Genomic DNA, 18,765 nt, shown 5'->3' with positions numbered 1-18,765 from the left:
GAACGACCGAGGATGCGCGCTAGAGCGCGAGCAGCTCCTTGGTCGTAATGGTGAGTAGCTCGGGTCCGCCGTCCGCCTCGGGGCGCACGACGAGCGTGTCATCGATCCGGACTCCGCCCCGGCCCGGGAGGTGGACCCCCGGTTCGACGGTGACCGGCACACAAGCGTCCAGTTTACCCATGGCCGCAGGTGCCAGCTGCGGGTCCTCGTCGATTTCCAGTCCCACTCCGTGCCCGGTCCACGGCGCCAGGTCCCCTCCATGGTCCGCGGAGTCCAGCAGGTGCCGGGCCGCACGGTCCACGTCGCGGTAGGCCGCGCCGGGCACGAGGGCCTCGCGTCCGGCCCGCTGAGCGGCGAAGACGAGGTCGTAGAGCTCGATCTGCCAGTCGGCCGGCGCCGTGCCGATGACGAACGTGCGGCCGATCTCGCAGCGGTAGCCGCGGTAGTTCGCGCCGAGGCAGACGGAGAGGAAATCCCCTTCCTCCACCCGCCGGTCCGAGGGCCGGTGGCGCCCCTGGCCGGAATTCGGGCCGGTGGCCACGGAGGTGGGGAAGGCGGGACCGTCGGCGCCGTGGTCCACCAGCCGGCGCTCCAGCTCCAGGGCGAGGTGGCGTTCGGTGCGGCCGACCAGGATGGATTCGAGGAGCTCGCCCAGGGCCTGGTCGGTGATCTCGGCGGCGATCCGCAGGCAGGCGATCTCCTCCTCGTCCTTCACCACCCGCAGGTGCTCGACGGTGGTGCCCAGGTCGGTCAGCCGCAGCCGGGGCGCGGCCGAACCCATGGCCCGGTGGCGGGAGACCGTCAGGTGGTGCTCCTCCACTGCCAGGGAGTCCGCCCCCGAGGAGGCGGCGAGGTCCGCTGCCGCCACCGCCGGATCACCGTCCGGGGACGGCGGCGCGAGGACGCGCAGCCGGTCGTCGGTGCGCCCGTCGGCGGGACCGCCGGGCGGGGCCTCGGGGCGGAACAGGACGTCCCCGCCGGGCCCGAGCAGCAGCACGGCCCCCGGTGGCGCACCGCCCGCGAGGTAGCGGACGTTGGCGGGGCGGGAGACCAGGGCGGCCGCGGACCCGGCGGCGGCGCACCGGTCGCGGAGCATCCCTCGGCGGACGGCGTACACCTCTGACATGTCACGAGCCTACGAGCGGTGGCACCGGCCTGCTCGGTCAGCGCACCCGACCGGGGGCCGTCCGGTGGCGGGCTACCAGGCCGGAGGGCTGGCTATGGACCGGGCGAGCACGTCGTCGAGGACGCGGGCGGTGGTCTCCACGTCGTACGTGGAGTTGTCGATGATCGGCAGCCCGGAACCGTACCACCCGGCCATCCTGCCGTGGATCCGGGCGACCTCCTCGTCCGAGAGGCGGCGGTTCCCGCTGCGGGCGGCGTTGCGCTCCAGGACGATCTCCAGGCCCGGGAGCAGGACGACGGGCAGCAGTCCGGGGCCGACGTGGCGCTTCCAGCCGCCGAGGCCGACGACCGGCCGGTCCGGGAAGACGGCGTCGTCGAGGATGCAGGAGATGCCGTTGGCGAGGAAGTTGCGGGCGGCGAAGCCGCAGGTGCGACGGGCCAGGCGGTACTGCGCCTCGGAGTTGTCGTTCCATCCGGACTGCGGGTCGGCGAAGCCGGAGCAGACCCATTCGCGGACGTCATCGAGGCTGACGTGGGCGGTGGGGACCCGGCGGCGGCTGGCCCAGAGCCTGGCCACGGTGGTCTTCCCGGCGCCCGCGGGGCCGATCAGCAGGACGGCGAGCGTCGTGCCGCCGGTGCCGGGGTCGGCGGGCGGCGCGGGCAGCGGGACGGGACCGGCGGGCGGCAGCTGGACGTGCCCGGTGGTCTCCCTGGCGGGCGGCGCCGGGGCGTGGTTCGGGGCCGGTCCGCTCCAGCCCTGGGGCGCCGGAGGGGCGGTGGGCGGCGGCCCCGGCGGACCGGGGTGGCCGGGGTGCTGGGACTGGTGCGTCCAGCCGACGGGCCCACTGCCGGGGCCCTGCGGCGGCGGCAGCGGAGCCCCCACTGCGTGCTGCATCCGGTGCCACTCCGTCTCGTACAGGCAACTGGCGCTGATGGGACGGCAACCGTACCGTCCCCGGCCGCCACAAGGACAACGGCCGGGGGTGGTCCGCAGTGCCCGATCGGCCGGTATTCCGCCCGGCCCGCCGGTCCGTCAGCCGGTCAGTTCGTCCGCGAGCGCGCGCAGGGCCAGACGATAGGAGCCGATGCCGAATCCGGCCACGGTTCCGGTCGCCACCGGCGCGATCACGGAATGGTGGCGAAATTCCTCCCGTGCGTACGGGTTCGAGATGTGCACCTCGATCAGCGGGGCGGTGCGCTGGGCGGCCGCGTCCCGCATCCCGTACGAGTAATGGGTGAACGCCCCCGGATTGACAATGACCGGAATTGAACCGTCCGCGGCCTCGTGGAGCCAGCGGATCAGCTCGCCCTCGTCGTTGGTCTCGCGGACGTCGACGTCGAAGCCGAGCTCCTTGCCGAGCTCCCGGCAGGTGTCGACGAGCCCGGCGTAGGACGTGGCACCGTACACGTCGGGCTCGCGGGAGCCGAGGCGGCCGAGGTTCGGCCCGTTGAGGACGAGGACCCGACGGGTCACGCCGACACCTCCCCGTAGGCGGCGAGCAGCACGGCCGGGTCCGGGCCCTCCAGCACGGTGGGCTTGCCGAGGCCGTCCAGGACGATGAAGCGCAGCAGGTCGCCGCGGGACTTCTTGTCGACCTTCATGGTCTCCAGCAGCCTGGGCCACTGGTCGCCGCGGTAGGTCAGCGGCAGGCCGACGGACTCCAGCACGGTGCGGTGCCGGTCGGCGGTGGCGTCGTCGAGGCGTCCGGCGAGCCGGCCCAGCTCGGCGGCGAAGACCATGCCGACCGAGACGGCGGCGCCGTGGCGCCACTTGTAGCGCTCGTTCTTCTCGATGGCGTGGGCCAGGGTGTGGCCGTAGTTGAGGATCTCGCGCAGCCCGGACTCCTTGAGGTCGCTGGAGACGACCTCCGCCTTGACCTTGATGGCGCGTTCGATCAGCTCGGCGGTGTGCGGCCCGGTGGGCGTACGGGCGCCTTCCGGGTCCGCCTCGACGAGGTCGAGGATCACCGGGTCGGAGATGAAGCCGGCCTTGATGACCTCGGCCATGCCGCTGACGTAGTCGTGCACCGGCAGCGAGTCCAGTGCCGCGAGGTCGCAGAGGACCCCGGCCGGCGGGTGGAAGGCGCCGACGAGGTTCTTGCCCTCGGCGGTGTTGATGCCGGTCTTGCCGCCGACGGCCGCGTCGACCATGGCGAGCACGGTCGTGGGGACGGCGATCCAGCGCACTCCGCGCAGCCAGGTCGCCGCGACGAATCCGGCCAGGTCGGTGGTGGCGCCGCCGCCGACGCCGACGATCACGTCGGTGCGGGTGAAGCCGGTCTGTCCGAGCGCCTTCCAGCAGTACGCCGCAACCTCGGCGGTCTTGGCCTCCTCGGCGTTGGGCAGCTGGATCGCGATGGCCTCGTAACCTTGCCCGGCGAGGTCCTGGCGGACCGCCTCACCGGTCTCGGCGAGCGCCTCGGGGTGCAGCACCGCGACCCGCTTGACGCGGTCGCCGATGAGTCCGGGCAGCTCGCCGAGGAGCTGCCTGCCGATCAGCACGTCGTACGGGTCGGTGCCCGCGCTGCCGGCGATCGGGATGCGGATGGGGCCCTGCTCGGTCATGGGTGTGCTCTCCCGGCCGGGCGCGACGGGGGCTCCCGTGCGCTCCGGCAGTTCCAGTGCGTCGAGGACCGCCTGGGCGACCTCTTCGGGGGTGCGCTCGTCGGTGGCGACGGTCGCCCGCGCCACCTCGGTGTACAGGTGGCGGCGGGCGTCCATCAGCTCGCGCCACTGCCGGCGCGGGTTGACGGCGAGCAGCGGGCGGGCGGTGCTCAGGCCGACCCGCCTGACGGCCTCCTCCACCTCCATCGAGAGGTAGACGACGGGGTGGCCGGCGAGCAGGGCGCGGGTCGTCGCGTCGAGCACGGCGCCGCCGCCGAGCGAGAGGACGCCGGTGTGCTCGGCGAGGGCGGTGTGCACCGCCCGGCGCTCCAGCTCGCGGAAGTGCTCCTCGCCCTCGTCGTAGAAGATCTCCGGGATCGGCTTGCCGGCCGTGGCCACGACGTCCGCGTCGGTGTCCCGGTAGCCGGTGCCGAGCCGGTCGGCGAGCAGTTCCCCGACCGTGGACTTGCCGACGCCCATCGGGCCGACGAGGACGACCAGCGGGCCGCTCATCGGATCTGGAGGTGGTCGAGGTACGACTGCACGTTGCGCCGGGTCTCGGCGACGCTGTCGCCGCCGAACTTCTCCGCGACGGCGTCGGCCAGGACCAGCGCGACCATCGCCTCGGCGACGATCCCCGCAGCCGGAACGGCACAGACATCGGAGCGCTGGTGGTGCGCCTTGGCGGGCTCGCCGGTGACGACGTCGATGGTGGCGAGCGCGCGCGGCACGGTCGCGATGGGCTTCATCGCGGCGCGGACCCGCAGCAGTTCGCCGGTGGTGAGGCCGCCCTCGGTGCCGCCGGAGCGGCCGGAGGCGCGCCTGATGCCGTCCTCGGTGACCAGGATCTCGTCGTGCGCCTTCGAGCCGGGCACCCGGGCCAGGTCGAAGCCGTCGCCGACCTCGACGCCCTTGATGGCCTGGATGCCCATGAGGGCGGCGGCGAGGCGGGCGTCCAGCCGACGGTCCCAGTGGACGTGCGAGCCGAGGCCCACGGGCACGCCGTACGCCAGCACCTCGACGACGCCGCCGAGGGTGTCGCCGTCCTTGTGGGCCTGGTCGATCTCGGCGACCATCGCCTTGCTCGCGTCGGCGTCCAGGCAGCGCACCGGGTCGGCGTCGAGCCGCTCGACGTCGGCGGGCGTCGGGTGGACGCCGTACGGCGCCTTGGCCGCGGCCAGCTCGACCACGTGGCTGACGATCTCGATGCCGGCGGTCTCCTTGAGGTACGACTGCGCGACGGCGCCGAGCGCGACGCGGGCCGCCGTCTCCCGGGCGCTGGCGCGCTCCAGGATCGGCCGGGCCTCGTCGAAGCCGTACTTCTGCATGCCCGCGAGGTCGGCGTGGCCGGGCCGCGGGCGTGTCAGCGGGGCGTTGCGGGCCAGTTCGGCCAGTTCGGCGGGGTCGACCGGGTCGGCCGCCATCACCTGCTCCCACTTGGGCCATTCGGTGTTGCCCACCATCACGGCGACCGGGGATCCCATGGTGAGGCCGTGGCGCACCCCGCCGAGGAAGGTGACCTCGTCCTTCTCGAACTTCATCCGCGCACCGCGGCCGTAACCGAGCCGTCGTCGGGCGAGTGCGTCCGCCACCATCTCCGTGGTGATCGGGACGCCGGCGGGAAGACCCTCCAGCGTCGCCACGAGTGCGGGGCCGTGGGACTCCCCCGCGGTCAGCCAGCGCAACCTGCTCAACGGTGCTCCTCATGCTCGCGCCTGGAACTGCAACGGCGCGACCGGGTGCGCGGCCCTGGCCCGCCGCCTCGATCCTCCCACGGCCGGGGGCCCGAACCGGCCGCCGGTCCAGCAGACGGACGGATCGTATCGGCGGGCGCGGGGGCTCAGCGGGCGGCGAGCGCGGCTTCCCCGGCCCGTCGCATGGCCGCCAGCGGGGCGGGCGCGCGGCCCGTCATCTGCTCGACCTGGAGGACGGCCTGGTGCACCAGGAGGTCGAGACCTCCGACGACTGGGCCGGATCGGTCGGCCCAGGCCGCGGCGAGCCCGGTGGGCCAGGGCTCGTACAGCACGTCGAAGAGGGTGCCCGGCCGGTCCGGCACGGCGGCGGCCAGGGCGTCGGTGGCACCGGCCGGGGTGGTGGCGATGACCAGGGGGGCCCGCAGCGCCTGCTCGGCGTCCGCCCAGTCAGCGATCCGGACGTCGACGCCGAGGCGTTCGCCCCAGCCGCGCATCTCCCGGCCCCGCTCCTGGCTGCGGACGTACGCCGTGACCGGTCCCGTGCACATCCCGGCCAGTGCGGCGAGCGCCGACGAGGCGGTCGCGCCCGCGCCGAGGACGGCGGCGGAATCGGTCTTCTCCACCCCTCGTTCGCGCAGGGCGGCGACCATGCCCGGGATGTCGGTGTTGTCGCCGGTCAGCCGGCCGTCCTCGGTGAGGACGACGGTGTTGACCGCCTCCACCGAGGCGGCGGTCCCGCTGACGGAGTCCAGCAGCGGGATGACCGCCCGCTTCAACGGCATGGTCAGCGAGAGCCCGGCCCAGGTGGTGTCGAGGGACTCGACGAACCCGGGAAGCGCGGCCTCGTCGATCTCGAACCGTTCGTACGACCAGTCGGTGAGGCCGAGCTCGGCATACGCGGCCCGGTGCAGCACCGGGGAGAGCGAGTGCGCGATGGGCGAGCCGAGGACGGCGGCGCGGTGGCGCCGGTCAGCCGAGGCCATGCTTTTCCTTGAACTTGTCGTTGAGCTTCTCGTGATCGGCGACGGTCTTGGTGAACTGGGTCTTCTTGCCGTCGAGCGAGATGAAGAACATCCACCCGTCACCGGTCGGATTGAGCGTCGCCCGCAGGGCTTCGTCGCCCGGGTTGCTGATCGGCCCCGGCGGAAGGCCCACGTGATAGTAGGTGTTGTACGGGTCCGGGTTGGTCCGGATCTCGTTCGACCCGATCTTGATCTTGCTCTGGTTCTTCAGGTAGTTGAACGCGGAGTCGAATTCGAGCTTCCCGTTCGAGACCGAGTTGTCCGGCTTCAGCCGGTTGTACACGACCTCGGCCATCTTGCGGAAGTCGTCGTGCGTGAGCCCCTCCGCCTGGACCAGGCTGGCGACGGTGAGGACCTGCCAGGGCCCGTCCAGCTTGTGCTTCTTGGCCGTCGCCTCGAGGTCGAGCTTGCCGTACTCCTCGTTGGCGCGGGAGACCATCTTCTTCAGGACGGCCTCCGGCTTGGCCCCCTTGGTGACCGGGTAGGCGGCCGGGAAGAGGAAGCCCTCCAGCGGGTCCTTGATGTTCTTGCCGTCGCTCGCCCAGCCGGGCAGTCCGAGATCGGACGCCTCGGACTTGGCGACTCCCTTGGTCGTCCCCTTCTTGAGGCCCAGCTTCTTGTCGATCATCTCGTAGACGGCGACGTTGCGGGTGCCCTCGGGGATCACCAGGAGGTTCTGGCTGTTTCCGTCGAGCATCATCTTCACGGCCTCGGCCGCGGACATCTCCTTGCGGAGCAGATAGACGCCCGCCTGGATCGACTTGCCCTGGGGGTTCTCGTTCTGCGCGGCGACGAACGCGTCGACGCTCTTGACGACCCCCTTCTCCTTCAGGATGTTGCCGATGTCGGAACCGAAGGCGCCCTTCTCGATCTCGACCTCGACCTCGCCGGTTCCCCTGCCGGCGTAGTCGGGCGCCGCGCCGTACCTGTCCTTCCAGTACGAGTACCCGAAGTAGGTCGCCCCGCCGAGGCCACCGACCAGGACCAGCGAGACCACCAGGCAGGCACAGCCGTTGCGGCTCTTCTTCTTGCCCTTGCCACCCCGGCGTTCGCTCCCGCCCCGGCCGCCGCGGCGGGAGGCACGCGAGTCGTCCTCGTACTCCTCGTCGTCCTCGACGTCCTTGTTCTTGGCGTCGGGTTCGTCGGAGCCCGTGAAGAAGGGGTGGGTCTCCTCCGGCTGGACCTCCGGGTCCCAGTCGGGGTTCTGTGCCGGGGCCTGCTGGGGAGCGGCCTCGCGGCGGCCCGGGGGCTGCGGCGGCGGGTACGCCTCCGACGTGCCGTAGTAGTCGGAGGTCTCGCCGTAACCGCCCTGCCCGCCGCCGTACGGATCGGCCTGCTGCACGTCGTAGGGCATCGCCGCCTGCTGCCCGGTGTCCCAGCCGGTGTTGCCGTACTGGGGCTGCTGGGGCTGCTGCGCGTAGGGGTCCTGCTGGGCCCCGTACGCGGGCTGCTGCGGGTAGTGCTGCTGCTGCGCGTAGGGGTCCTGCTGCTGCGACTGCTGTGCGTACGGGTCCTGCGGCTGCTGTGCGTACGGGGCCTGCTGCTGGTTCGCGTACGGGTCCTGGGGGTAGGACTGCTGCCCGCCGCCGTACTGGCCCTGGCCGTGGGCGGGCTGCTGTCCTCCCCACCCCTGGTCCCCGTACAAGGGGTCCTCGGGATGCCACGGTTCGGAGCCGGAGCCCCGGCCATACTCAGTCATCGATCCCCTAGAGCCGCGAGACGACGTTCCGTCTCTTTGCTGTGCGGCCCTGATGGAAGGCGCCGCCGCATCGCGCGGAACGTTACCGTATCGCGATCAGACAACCACTTCGACGCCTTCGCCCGGAGGCCTGCCCGACGCCCGTTCGGACTCCAGAGCGTTCTGAAGGATCACCACAGCGGCAGCTTGGTCGATGACGGAACGGCCTTTCCTGGACTTCACGCCCGAAGCGCGCAGCCCCTGACTGGCCGTCACTGTGGTCATCCTCTCGTCCACCAGGCGCACCGGAACGGGTGCGACCGAGCGGGCGACCTCCTGTGCGAAGACCCGGATCTTGGCGGCGGCCGGTCCCTCGCCGCCGCCGAGGGACCGCGGCAGGCCGATGATGATCTCGATCGGCTCGTACTCCTCGACGATCTGCCCCAGCCGCCGGTGGGCCGCCGGGACGTCACGTCCCGGAACGGTCTCCACCGGCGTGGCGAGGATCCCGTCGGGGTCGCACGAGGCGACCCCGATCCGGGCGTCCCCGACGTCGATCGCGAGCCGGCGACCGCGGCGCATTTCCGTCACTCCCGTCGTCACGCCGTCTCGGTGACGAGGCGCTCGACGGCGGCCACGGCCGCGCCGATGGCCTCGGGGTTCTGGCCGCCGCCCTGGGCGACGTCCGGCTTGCCGCCGCCACCGCCGCCGAGGGTCTTGGCGGCGGTGCGGACCAGGTCACCGGCCTTGAGTCCGCGCTCGCGGGCGGCCTCGTTGGTGGCGATCACGGTCAGCGGGCGGCCGTTGGCGGTGGTGAACAGGGCCACGACGGCCGGCCGGCCGCCCTGGATGCGGCCGCGGACGTCGAGGACGAGCTTGCGCAGGTCGTCGGCCGAGGTGCCGTCGGCGACCTGTCCGGTGACCAGGGCGACGCCGCGGATGTCCTGGGCGGAGTCGACGAGTCCGGCGGCGGCCTGGAGGACCTTCTCCGCGCGGAACTTCTCGATCTCCTTCTCGGCGTCCTTCAGCTTGCCGAGCATGCCGGCGATCTTCTCCGGCAGCTCCTCGGGACGGCCCTTGACCAGCTCCTGGAGCTGGGCGACGACCGTGTGCTCCCGGGCGAGGAAGTTGTACGCGTCGACGCCGACGAGGGCCTCGATGCGGCGCACGCCGGAACCGATGGACGACTCGCCGAGCAGCTTCACCAGACCCAGCTGGGCGGTGTTGTGGACGTGCGTGCCGCCGCAGAGCTCCTTGGAGAAGTCGCCGATGGTGACGACGCGGACCTGCTCGCCGTACTTCTCGCCGAACTCGGCGATGGCGCCCTGCTTCTTGGCCTCGGCGATCGGCATGACCTCGGCCTGGACGTCGAGCTCGCGGGCGAGGACCTCGTTGATCTTCTGCTCGACGTCGGTGAGGACCGTGCCGGGTACGGCGGCGGGCGAGCCGAAGTCGAAGCGGAAGCGGCCCGGGGAGTTCTCCGAACCGGCCTGGGCGGCCGTCGGGCCCAGCGCGTCGCGCAGCGCCTGGTGCGTGAGGTGCGTGGCGCTGTGGGCACGGGCGATGGCGCGGCGGCGGGTGATGTCGATGGCGGCGTAGGCGGACGACCCGACGGTCACCTCGCCGACCTGCACCGAGCCCTTGTGGACGGAGACGCCGGGGACGGGCTGCTGGACGTCGCGCACCTGGATGACGGCGCCGCTGTCGAGCCGGATCCGGCCCTGGTCGGCGAGCTGGCCGCCGCCCTCGGCGTAGAACGGGGTGCGGTCCAGGACGACCTCGACCTCGTCGCCCTCGGAGGCGGCGGGCGAGGGCACGCCGTCGACGAGCAGGCCGACGACGGTCGACTCGCCCTCGGTGGCGGTGTAGCCGGTGAACTCGGTGACGCCGGAGTTGTCGGCGACCTCGCGGTAGGCGGACAGGTCGGCGTGGCCGGTCTTCTTGGCCTTGGCGTCGGCCTTGGCGCGCTCCCGCTGCTCCTTCATCAGGCGGCGGAAGCCCTCCTCGTCCACCGAGAGGCCCTGTTCGGCGGCCATCTCCAGGGTGAGGTCGATCGGGAAGCCCCAGGTGTCGTGGAGCAGGAACGCCTTGTCGCCGGCGAGGACCTTGCCGCCGGCGGCCTTGGTCTCCGTGACGGCGGTGTCGAGGATGTTGGTGCCGCCCTTGAGGGCCTTGAGGAAGGCGGCCTCCTCGGCGAGGGCGACGCTCTCGATGCGCTTGCGGTCGGTGATCAGCTCCGGGTACTGCTGCCCCATCGTGTCGACCACGACGTCGACCAGGTCCTTGACGACCGGTCCGGTGGCGCCCAGCAGCCGCATGTTGCGGATGGCCCGGCGCATGATGCGGCGCAGCACGTAGCCGCGGCCCTCGTTGCCCGGGGTGACTCCGTCGCCGATGAGCATCACGGAGGTGCGGATGTGGTCGGCGACCACGCGCAGGGAGACGTCGCTGGTGTGGGCCGCGCCGTAGGCGACGCCGGTGAGCTCGGTGGCCTTGTCGATGACGACCTTGAGCGTGTCCGTCTCGTACATGTTCTGCACGTCCTGCAGGATCATGGCGAGGCGTTCCAGACCCAGACCCGTGTCGATGTTCTTCGACGGCAGGTCGCCGAGGATCGGGAAGTCCTCCTTGCCGTCACCGGCGCCGCGCTCGTACTGCATGAAGACCAGGTTCCAGATCTCCACGTACCGCTCGTCGTTGACGGCCGGGCCGCCCTCGACACCGAACTCGGGGCCGCGGTCGTAGTTGATCTCGGAGCAGGGTCCGCAGGGGCCGGGGACGCCCATGGACCAGAAGTTGTCCTTCTTGCCCAGGCGCTGGATGCGCTCGGCCGGTACGCCGACCTTCTCGCGCCAGATCTGCTCGGCCTCGTCGTCGTCGAGGTAGACCGTGATCCACAGCCGCTCGGGGTCGAGTCCGAAGCCGCCGTCCGCCACGGAGCCGGTGAGCAGTTCCCAGGAGAGCGTGATGGCGCCCTCCTTGAAGTAGTCGCCGAAGGAGAAGTTGCCGCACATCTGGAAGAACGTGCCGTGCCGGGTGGTCTTGCCGACCTCCTCGATGTCCGGCGTGCGGACGCACTTCTGCACGCTGGTGACGCGCGGGGCGGGCGGCTTGACCTCACCGAGGAAGTACGGCTTGAAGGGAACCATGCCCGCGGGGACCAGCAGCAGAGTCGGGTCGTCCGCGATGAGCGACGCCGAAGGGACGACGGTGTGACCGCGCTCCTCGAAGAAGCTCAGCCAGCGGCGACGAATTTCAGCCGACTCCATCAGTGGTCCTCATTCCGGTTGTACGAGTTGTAGGGGAGCGTGCGGTATTCGGTTGTTCCGAGGGCCCGGTCCGGTCCGACGGGTTCGGGCGCCTCGACGGCGAAGTGCCGCCGGACGGGGAGGTCCGGATCGACCGGCGCCTCCAGACCCAGCGCCTCGCCCAGTTCGGCCTCGCGCCGGGCCATGGACTCACGGACGTCCAGAGCGAAGTCCTTGAGCTTGTGCCCGGTCTCGATCGCCTTGTCGGCGGCCTGCGCCGCGAGACTCTCGGGGGTCAGCTGCTTGAGCTTCCGGTTGACCTTGGTGGTGGCCCAGACACCGGCGGCGGCGCCGGCGGTGAACCAGAACGTACGGCGGAACATCGCTGCGTCAGCCCTTCGATCCGCGGGGGTTTCTGCCGCCGCGCTTCCTGCCGCGCGCGGACGGCACGGTGCGGCCGACGATCACCGTCCGACGGGCCGTCTCCGGCTCGGGAGCGGATTTGCGGCCGATGGCCTGCCGGACCCCGTAGCCGAACGCGGCGACCTTGACGAGCGGTCCGCCGAAGGTCGAGGCGACGGTGCTGGAGAGCGCGGAGGCGTTCGAGGTGACTTCCTGGACGTCCGTCGCGATCGCGTCGACCTTGTCGAGCTGGGTCTGCGCGGAACGCACGGTGGCGGAGGCGTCGGCCAGCAGCGGAACCGCCTGCTCCGTCACGTCCGCCACGAGTTTGGTGGTCGCCCTGAGCGTCTGGGCCAGCCTCACCAGTACGACGGCGAGGAACGAAACCAGGATCGCCCAGAAGACGGCCACCAGGATCCCGGCCACCTCTCCACCGGACACAGTGCACCGCTCTCTAGCTTGTCGCTGTTTTTGTACTGTCTCTGCCTGACTCTGCTCGGTCCGGCGACGGCTGTCACGGCAGCCGGTCGTCGTTCCTTGAGCCTATCGCGCCGGTGGTCGCACCCCGTACCGCATTACCGGCCCGGCGGAGGGGAGTTGCCCCGAGGAGATTGTACGGAGAGCTGCCATGCCAGTACTCTGCGTGTTTCATGCGACGCCCCCAGCGCCCCCTCCCCTCCCCCCGCGATCCGAGCGCCTCCGCCGTGCCCGGAAACCTCCCGGCGGAGCTGAGCAGTTTCGTGGGTCGGGAGAGCGAGCTCACCGACCTCGTCCGGCTGCTCGACGAGTCGCGGCTCGTCACCGTGGTCGGGGTGGGCGGCGTGGGCAAGACCCGCTGCGTCACCAGGGTCGCCGCGCTTCTGGAGAAACGGTACTGCGACGGGGTCCGGGTGGCGGAGCTCTCCGCGGTCCACGATCCCGAGCTGCTGGAACACGCCCTGGCGGACGCCCTGGGGCTCACCGACCACACCGGCAGACCGCCCCGCACGGCCCTCCTCGACCATCTGGCCCCGCGCCGGATGCTCCTGGTGATCGACGGCTTCGAGCACCTGGTGGACGACTGTGCCGGGCTGGTGCGGGAGCTGCTGCGCCGGGCCCCCTGGCTGCGGGTGCTGGCCGCCGGGCGGCTGCCGCTGGAGCTGGACGGGGAGCTCGTCCTCCCGCTCCCGCCGATGACGGACGAGGACGCGATACGGCTCTTCGCCGAGCGGGCCGCAGCGGTGCGGCCGGGATTCCGGCTGACCGACCGCAATCGCGCGGTCACCCGGGAGCTGTGCCGCCGCCTGGACGGGATCCCGCTCGCGCTGGAACTGGCCGCCGGACGGCTGCGCGCCCTGTCCACCGAGCAGGTGCTCCAGCGCCTGGACGACCGCTTCCGGCTGCTGACCGGCTCCAGCCGCAGCGCGCCGGCGCGCCACCAGACCCTCCGCACGGCCATCGGCTGGAGCCACGAGCTCTGCGCCCCGGAGCAGCGGCTGCTCTGGGCCCGACTCTCGGTATTCGCAGGTCAGTTCGACCTGGAGTCCGTCGAATACATCTGCGGCGGTGCGGACCTGCCGGCCGAGTCGGTGCTCGACGTGCTGTCCGCGCTGCTGGCGCAGTCCGTCGTGCTGCGCGAGGACACCGAGCAGGGCACCCGTTACCGGATGTTGGACACGATGCGGGAGTACGGCGCCGAGTGGCTGGCGGCCACCGGCGACGCGGACCGGCTGCGCCGTCGCCACCGGGACTGGTACGTGGGGCTCGCGACCTGGTGCGAGCTGGACTGGTTCGGCCCGCGGCAGGCCGAGGTGGCCGCCCGCGCCGAGAGCGAGCTGCCGAATCTGCGGCAGGCGATGGAGTACTCGCTGGACAGTTCGGGCGAGGCCCATCTCGCGCAGTACCTGGCCGGCACCCTCTGGTTCCTCTGGGTGGGCTGCGGCCGGCTCGCGGAGGGCCGGCACTGGCTGGACCACGTGCTGGAGGAGGGCGCCGCGTACGACTCCTCGCGGCTGAAGGCGCTGTGGGTGCTCGGGCAGGTGGCCGTGCTCCAGGGCGACCCGGTCGGCGCGGTCTCCGCGCTCCAGGAGTGCCGGGACGAGGCGGAGCGGGCCGGTGACCCCACGGCGCTCGCGTACGCGGTGCACCGGATGGGCGGTCTGGCGCTGGTCACCGACGACCTGGCCAGGGCGCGGCGGCTGCTGGACGACGCGCTCGGCCGCTACCGGGAGCTCGGCGAGCTGAACAGCAACGTGCTGATGGCCCGGATCGAGCTGGCGACGGTGATCGGTTTCCAGGGGGACCCGGACACGGCGGCCGAGATCTGTCAGGAGGTACGGGAGGTCTGCGAGGACCACGGGGAGCAGTGGGCCCTGTCGTACGCGCTGTACGCGCTGGCCTCCGCGGCGCTGCAACGAGGCCGGCCGGACCGGGCCCGGGAACTGCTCGGGAAGTGCCTGGCGATCGGCCGCGCCTTCCACGACCTGCTCGGTTCGGTGCTCGCCCTGGAGCTGCTGGCGCTGGTGACGGCGGTCCAGGGCGATGCCGCGGAGGCCGCGGTGCTCCAGGGGGCCGCCGACCGGATCTGGCCGTCGGTGGGGCTGCCGCTGTTCGGTTCGGCGCACTACGGGCAGCCCCGGTTCCGTTGCGAGCAGCTGGCCCGCCGGGAGCTGGGCGACGGTCCCTACGAGGCGGCCCTGCGCGCGGGCGGGCTGCTGGATCTGGACGCGGTGGTGGCCAGGGCGCTGGCAGACGGCCCCGCGGACCGGGCGCAGCGTTCCGTGCCGCGGTCCGGTGCCGGGAAAAGGCGGCGGCCCACCGCCTCCCGTACATCCGGGAGGGGTGGGCCGGAACGCTCGTGAAGCGACTGCGCCCGATCAGCGGGCGTAGTACTCGACGACGAGCTGCTCGTCGCAGATCACGGGGATTTCCTTGCGGTTCGGGTCCCGGTCAAGGCGGAAGGCCAGGGCCTTCAGGTTCACCTGCAGGTAGCGCGGGGTCTCGCCGTCGGGGGCGTTGCCACCCTCGCGGGCCACCTGGAAGGGGACCTTGGAGCGGCTGCGCTCGCGGACCATGACGATGTCGTCGGGGCGCACGCGGAAGGACGGCTTGTCGACCTTGCCACCGTTGACCTCGATGTGGCCGTGAACGACCATCTGACGGGCCTGGTAGATGGTCTTGGCGATGCCCGAGCGCAGAACCAGGGCGTCGAGACGGCGCTCCAGCTCCACGACGAGCGCCTCGCCCGTCTTGCCCTCGGCCTTCTTGGCGCGGTCGTAGGCACGGGCCATCTGCTTCTCGCTGATGTCGTACTGCGCGCGCAGACGCTGCTTCTCCAGCAGACGGACCTTGTAGTCCGAGTTCTGCTTGCGGCCACGGCCGTGCTCGCCCGGCGGGTAGGGGCGGGCCTCGAAGTACTTGACGGCCTTCGGCGTCAGCGCGATGCCGAGCGCGCGGCTCTTCTTGACCTTGGGACGCGACTGGTTAGGCACGTTCTCCAGACCTCCGTTGTAGGTTAGGTTAGGCTCACCTTAGTTGAGGAGATCGCATGTCTCGCCCGGGGAACACCAGTCACATCACGGACAGCACTGACAGCGTCGACACCCCTCGGGGTGCCGATACGACGGAGGACCGATCAGATCGTGGTCAGCCGCGTCCCAGCGGGCTTGAAACCACTCGGATGCCGTCAGCAGCCGAGCGCACACGAACTCTCGTACAGAGTACCTGCTCCGCCGTACTGCTCGTCCCCGGGCTGCGCCATGTGCCCTCGGACCACCTGATGCCCCTGGCCAGGAACGTGGGCCCGGACGGGGACCTGTTCCTCGAACTGCCCGCCGACTCCCCCGTCGTACGGGCCGCGACGCACGCCGAGGACGACGAGCTGTCCGCCGTGCTGGAGATCACGGACGTCGCCCCGGTCTCCGTGCCGCACCGCGTCCGCGGCCGCGCGTGGGTCTCCGGCCGGCTGACCTCCGTGCCCGGTATCTCGGGCCCCGGCCGCACGACGCTCCGGCTGGAGACGGGCGAGGCGTACGTCGACGACCTGTGGGGCGCGCAGGAGGTCGAGCCCGACGAGCTGCGGGACGCGGCCCCCGACCCGCTCCGCGTGCACGAGGCGGAGCTGCTCCAGCACCTGCACTCGGCGCACGGCGAACAGCTGCGGACCCTGTGCGGACTGCTGGGCGGGCGGACGGCCCGCCGCTGTGCGGCGCACCTGCCCTCGGTCGTCCCGCTGGCGCTGGACCGGTACGGGTTGCGGGTGCGGCTGTGCGAGGGGGCGGGGCAGTGCTACGACGCGCGCTTCGAGTTCCCCGCACCGGTGCGGGACGTCATCGAGCTGAGCGACGCCATGCACACACTCTTCGAGGCGGCGGCGCGCTGAGCCGGACGGGGGACGCGGCCGGATCGCCTCAGCCCTCGGACGGTCCGGGCTCCCCGCCGGGGGCCGTGCGGCCGAGCCGCTCGCGCACCCGGTCCACCACGTCCGCGTAGCGCGCCTCCGCGCCGTAGCGCGTGGGCCGGTAGTAACGCTTGTCGCGGACCGCTTCCGGCGCGTACTGCTGGGCGGCGATGCCTCCGGGGACGTCGTGCGGATACACATAGCCCTGGGCGTGCCCCAGCTTGGCGGCGCCCTTGTAGTGGCCGTCGCGCAGATGGGCGGGGACGGGCCCGGCGAGCCCCTTGCGCACGTCCTCCTGGGCCGCGAAGATCGCCAGCGTCGCCGCGTTGGACTTGGGGGCGAGGGCCAGGGCGATCGTGGCGTGGCTCAGGGTGAGCGCCGCCTCCGGGAAGCCGATCATGGCGACCGCCTGGGCGGCGGCCACGGCCGTGGGCAGTGCCGTGGGGTCGGCCAGGCCGATGTCCTCGCTGGCCGAGATCATCAGCCTGCGGGCGATGAACCGGGGGTCCTCCCCCGCCTCGATCATCCGGGCCAGGTAGTGCAGCGCGGCGTCCACGTCGGAGCCCCGGATCGATTTGATGAGGGCGCTCGCGACGTCGTAGTGCTGGTCGCCGTCACGGTCGTACTTGACGGCCGCGCGGTCGACGGTCTCCTCCAGGGTCTGGAGGCTGATCTCCTCCTCCTGCTTGGCCAGCGCCGCACCGGCCGCGGCCTCCAGCGCGGTCAGCGCCCGGCGGGCGTCCCCGCCGGCGATGCGCAGCAGATGCGTCTCGGCGTCCTGGGGCAGCGTCACCGCGCCGCCGAGCCCGCGCTCGTCGGCCAGTGCGCGCCGCAGCAGACCGCGCAAGTCGTCGTCGGTGAGCGGTTCCAGGGTGAGCAGCAGCGAGCGGGACAGCAGCGGCGAGATGATCGAGAAGTACGGATTCTCCGTGGTCGCCGCGATCAGCGTCACCCAGCGGTTCTCCACTGCCGGGAGCAGCGAGTCCTGCTGCGCCTTGGAGAAGCGGTGGATCTCGTCGAGGAAGAGAACGGTCTCCTTGCCGTAGCCGCCGGTCGCACGCCGGGCGCCCTCGATGACGGCGCGCACTTCCTTGACGCCCGCGGTGATCGCGGAGAGTTCGACGAAGCGCTTGTTGGTGGCCTTGCTGACCACGTACGCCAGGGTCGTCTTCCCGATGCCGGGCGGGCCCCAGAGGATCACCGACGAGGGGCCCGCCGGGCCTCCGCTGCCCTCGCCGACCAGGCGGCGCAGTGGGGAGCCCGGCTTGAGCAGGTGCTGCTGGCCGACGACCTCGTCGAGGGTGCGAGGACGCATCCGGACAGCCAGGGGGCTGCCGGCCGGGTCCTTCTCCTGACGGTCTTCGGCTGCTGCGGTAAAGAGGTCGGGCTCCACGTCCCGAAGCCTATGCCACGGCACCGACAACCCCGCCGGGCCGGTCGTCCGGCGGGGTTCGCACTGCGGTCAGCTGGTCCAGAAGTCCCACCAGCGGGTCAGGATCAGCATGCCGATGATGCCGACCCACAGGACCGGCGGCACCCAGTGGAACTCCGTCAGCCCGGTGCGCAGCCAGTTCGGCGCGGGAATGATCCGGTGCTTGATGTTGTGCGTGGTGACGTAGCAGAACATGAAGATCGTGGCGACCCAGGCCAGGCAGCACCACAGGCAGAGCGAGTTGATGTTGTAGAGCGACTGGTACTGGAGCCAGGTGCAGAAGCCCACGCCGAACAGCGTGCCGGCGTTCATCCCGAGCCAGTACCAGCTGCGGAAGCGGGCGCCCGCGAGCAGCGCCAGCCCGATGCCGATGATCACCGGGTAGGTGGCCATGCCGAGCATCGGGTTCGGGAAGCCGAAGGCGGCCGCCTGATCGCTCTTCATGATGTTGCCGCAGGCGACGACCGGGTTGAGGCTGCAGCCCGGCGTGAAGTTGGGGTCCTCCAGCAGCTTGAACTTGTCGATCGTGATGACCCAGGCCGCGAGGAGTCCGGCAGCGCCCGTGATCACCAGCAGCAGTGCGAGCGCCCGACTGCCGCCGATGGTCCTCGTCCCGCCGTCCTCGTCCTGGTCGGAAGAGGGATGGTCAACCGCTGCAGTCGTCATATCGCCGTTCCATCAGTGAGTGGCCTGCTGGGCACGGTCATTGTGCCGCACCGGAGTGCCGCATCTCTGTTCGATGAACATAAAGATGCGCCCACGGTTCGTTTCCGGCCGGGGCGGCGCGCAAGGGTCTTCGCGCACTCCCGGTACGCGCCCGTGCGCGCGGTGGGAGCGCCGGACCTGCGGGCATATGGCGCCCGGCCGCCTCCGGCCGACGGCCCGGACCTGGGAGTCCACCGGGTCCGGCACCAACCCGACTCGCACCGGCCGCCGTTGAGGTTTCCGATCAGGAGTCATTCTTCGGAATGAATCCACGCACGCCGTTTTGACGAAGCGGCGGGCGGAAAGGGTGTCCTGCCCCGGGCCGTACGACGCCCTGGTGCCCACGAAGAACCGGCCGGTCGGGGCACGTGCCCCGACCGGCCGGGGCTGGTGGTGGCGGCGGGGGGGGCCGCGCCGGGCGGCCGCGGCGCCGGCCCGGGCAGAGCCGCCGGGGGGCCCCCCGGGGGGACGCGGCCA

16 protein-coding genes are annotated in these 18,765 nt (G+C 71.8%); 2 read left to right on the top strand and 14 right to left on the bottom strand.

The genetic code is table 11. From position 1 onward, the window contains the following. Positions 1-19 precede the first annotated feature (19 nt). The 11 genes from ABZZ04_RS33065 to ABZZ04_RS33015 form a co-directional block, all read right to left on the bottom strand. Entirely contained in the window at positions 20-1,126 is a 1,107-nt protein-coding gene (locus ABZZ04_RS33065) for a M24 family metallopeptidase (RefSeq protein ID WP_356935921.1), read from the bottom strand. Between the two features lie 72 nt (positions 1,127-1,198). Beyond that, on the bottom strand, positions 1,199-2,020 hold the full coding sequence (locus ABZZ04_RS33060; protein WP_356935920.1) for a Pro-rich N-terminal domain-containing protein: 822 nt from the start codon (positions 2,018-2,020) through the stop codon (positions 1,199-1,201). 138 nt (positions 2,021-2,158) lie between these two features. Next, positions 2,159-2,599, bottom strand: a complete 441-nt coding sequence (aroQ, locus tag ABZZ04_RS33055) for a type II 3-dehydroquinate dehydratase (RefSeq protein WP_148833340.1) — start codon at positions 2,597-2,599, stop codon at positions 2,159-2,161. After that, the gene (aroB, locus tag ABZZ04_RS33050; protein ID WP_356935919.1) at positions 2,596-4,242 is read right to left on the bottom strand and encodes a 3-dehydroquinate synthase; all 1,647 of its coding nucleotides are present in this window, start codon (positions 4,240-4,242) and stop codon (positions 2,596-2,598) included. The genes aroQ and aroB overlap by 4 nt, the downstream gene beginning before the upstream one ends. Then, on the bottom strand, positions 4,239-5,423 hold the full coding sequence (aroC, locus tag ABZZ04_RS33045) for a chorismate synthase (RefSeq protein ID WP_356935918.1): 1,185 nt from the start codon (positions 5,421-5,423) through the stop codon (positions 4,239-4,241). Before aroC ends, aroB begins: the two co-directional genes overlap by 4 nt. A gap of 146 nt (positions 5,424-5,569) precedes the next feature. Next, positions 5,570-6,406, bottom strand: a complete 837-nt coding sequence (locus ABZZ04_RS33040; protein WP_356935917.1) for a shikimate dehydrogenase — start codon at positions 6,404-6,406, stop codon at positions 5,570-5,572. After that, positions 6,393-8,144, bottom strand: coding sequence for an endolytic transglycosylase MltG (gene mltG, locus ABZZ04_RS33035; RefSeq protein ID WP_356935916.1), 1,752 nt, complete (start codon positions 8,142-8,144; stop codon positions 6,393-6,395). Before mltG ends, ABZZ04_RS33040 begins: the two co-directional genes overlap by 14 nt. 96 nt (positions 8,145-8,240) lie before the next feature. Next, entirely contained in the window at positions 8,241-8,705 is a 465-nt protein-coding gene (gene ruvX, locus ABZZ04_RS33030; RefSeq protein ID WP_187438458.1) for a Holliday junction resolvase RuvX, read from the bottom strand. Positions 8,706-8,722: 17 nt separating this feature from the next. Beyond that, complete coding sequence (gene alaS / locus ABZZ04_RS33025) at positions 8,723-11,392, bottom strand: alanine--tRNA ligase (RefSeq protein ID WP_356935915.1); 2,670 nt, start codon at positions 11,390-11,392, stop codon at positions 8,723-8,725. Continuing rightward, the gene (locus tag ABZZ04_RS33020; protein ID WP_356935914.1) at positions 11,392-11,754 is read right to left on the bottom strand and encodes a DUF6167 family protein; all 363 of its coding nucleotides are present in this window, start codon (positions 11,752-11,754) and stop codon (positions 11,392-11,394) included. Before ABZZ04_RS33020 ends, alaS begins: the two co-directional genes overlap by 1 nt. Positions 11,755-11,761: 7 nt before the next feature. Continuing rightward, positions 11,762-12,199 (bottom strand): DUF948 domain-containing protein, encoded by a 438-nt coding sequence (locus ABZZ04_RS33015; protein WP_356935946.1) that lies wholly within the window; start codon positions 12,197-12,199, stop codon positions 11,762-11,764. A gap of 224 nt (positions 12,200-12,423) precedes the next feature. Between ABZZ04_RS33015 and ABZZ04_RS33010 the strand changes: the two genes are divergently transcribed. Then, entirely contained in the window at positions 12,424-14,613 is a 2,190-nt protein-coding gene (locus ABZZ04_RS33010) for a tetratricopeptide repeat protein (RefSeq protein WP_356935913.1), read from the top strand. 15 nt (positions 14,614-14,628) lie between these two features. Here the strand turns inward: ABZZ04_RS33010 and rpsD are convergent, their stop codons facing one another. Then, positions 14,629-15,243, bottom strand: a complete 615-nt coding sequence (gene rpsD / locus ABZZ04_RS33005; protein ID WP_356935912.1) for a 30S ribosomal protein S4 — start codon at positions 15,241-15,243, stop codon at positions 14,629-14,631. Between the two features lie 188 nt (positions 15,244-15,431). Between rpsD and ABZZ04_RS33000 the strand changes: the two genes are divergently transcribed. Beyond that, the gene (locus ABZZ04_RS33000; RefSeq protein WP_356935911.1) at positions 15,432-16,133 is read left to right on the top strand and encodes a DUF2470 domain-containing protein; all 702 of its coding nucleotides are present in this window, start codon (positions 15,432-15,434) and stop codon (positions 16,131-16,133) included. A 28-nt stretch (positions 16,134-16,161) separates the two neighbouring features. Here ABZZ04_RS33000 and ABZZ04_RS32995 read toward each other — a convergent pair whose 3' ends face one another. Next, on the bottom strand, positions 16,162-17,544 hold the full coding sequence (locus ABZZ04_RS32995; protein WP_356935910.1) for a replication-associated recombination protein A: 1,383 nt from the start codon (positions 17,542-17,544) through the stop codon (positions 16,162-16,164). 69 nt (positions 17,545-17,613) lie between these two features. Next, entirely contained in the window at positions 17,614-18,249 is a 636-nt protein-coding gene (locus ABZZ04_RS32990; RefSeq protein ID WP_356935909.1) for a vitamin K epoxide reductase family protein, read from the bottom strand. Positions 18,250-18,765 lie beyond the last annotated feature (516 nt).

Source organism: Streptomyces sp. NPDC006435, from assembly GCF_040612315.1.
Classification (GTDB): Bacteria; Actinomycetota; Actinomycetes; order Streptomycetales; family Streptomycetaceae; genus Streptomyces.
The sequence above is the reverse complement of the archived record's forward strand: the minus strand, read 5'-3'. Positions and strand labels throughout refer to the sequence as shown.

Coding starts and splice junctions, on each gene's coding strand:
- ABZZ04_RS33040 (WP_356935917.1), bottom strand. CDS start 6,406: ATGGCCTCGGCTGACCGGCGCCACCGCGCCGCCGTCCTCGGCTCGCCC.
- mltG (WP_356935916.1), bottom strand. CDS start 8,144: ATGACTGAGTATGGCCGGGGCTCCGGCTCCGAACCGTGGCATCCCGAG.
- alaS (WP_356935915.1), bottom strand. CDS start 11,392: ATGGAGTCGGCTGAAATTCGTCGCCGCTGGCTGAGCTTCTTCGAGGAG.
- ABZZ04_RS33020 (WP_356935914.1), bottom strand. CDS start 11,754: ATGTTCCGCCGTACGTTCTGGTTCACCGCCGGCGCCGCCGCCGGTGTC.
- ABZZ04_RS33000 (WP_356935911.1), top strand. CDS start 15,432: ATGCCGTCAGCAGCCGAGCGCACACGAACTCTCGTACAGAGTACCTGC.
- ABZZ04_RS32990 (WP_356935909.1), bottom strand. CDS start 18,249: ATGACGACTGCAGCGGTTGACCATCCCTCTTCCGACCAGGACGAGGAC.
- ABZZ04_RS33065 (WP_356935921.1), bottom strand. CDS start 1,126: ATGTCAGAGGTGTACGCCGTCCGCCGAGGGATGCTCCGCGACCGGTGC.
- ABZZ04_RS33010 (WP_356935913.1), top strand. CDS start 12,424: ATGCGACGCCCCCAGCGCCCCCTCCCCTCCCCCCGCGATCCGAGCGCC.
- aroB (WP_356935919.1), bottom strand. CDS start 4,242: ATGAGCGGCCCGCTGGTCGTCCTCGTCGGCCCGATGGGCGTCGGCAAG.
- ABZZ04_RS33060 (WP_356935920.1), bottom strand. CDS start 2,020: ATGCAGCACGCAGTGGGGGCTCCGCTGCCGCCGCCGCAGGGCCCCGGC.
- ruvX (WP_187438458.1), bottom strand. CDS start 8,705: ATGCGCCGCGGTCGCCGGCTCGCGATCGACGTCGGGGACGCCCGGATC.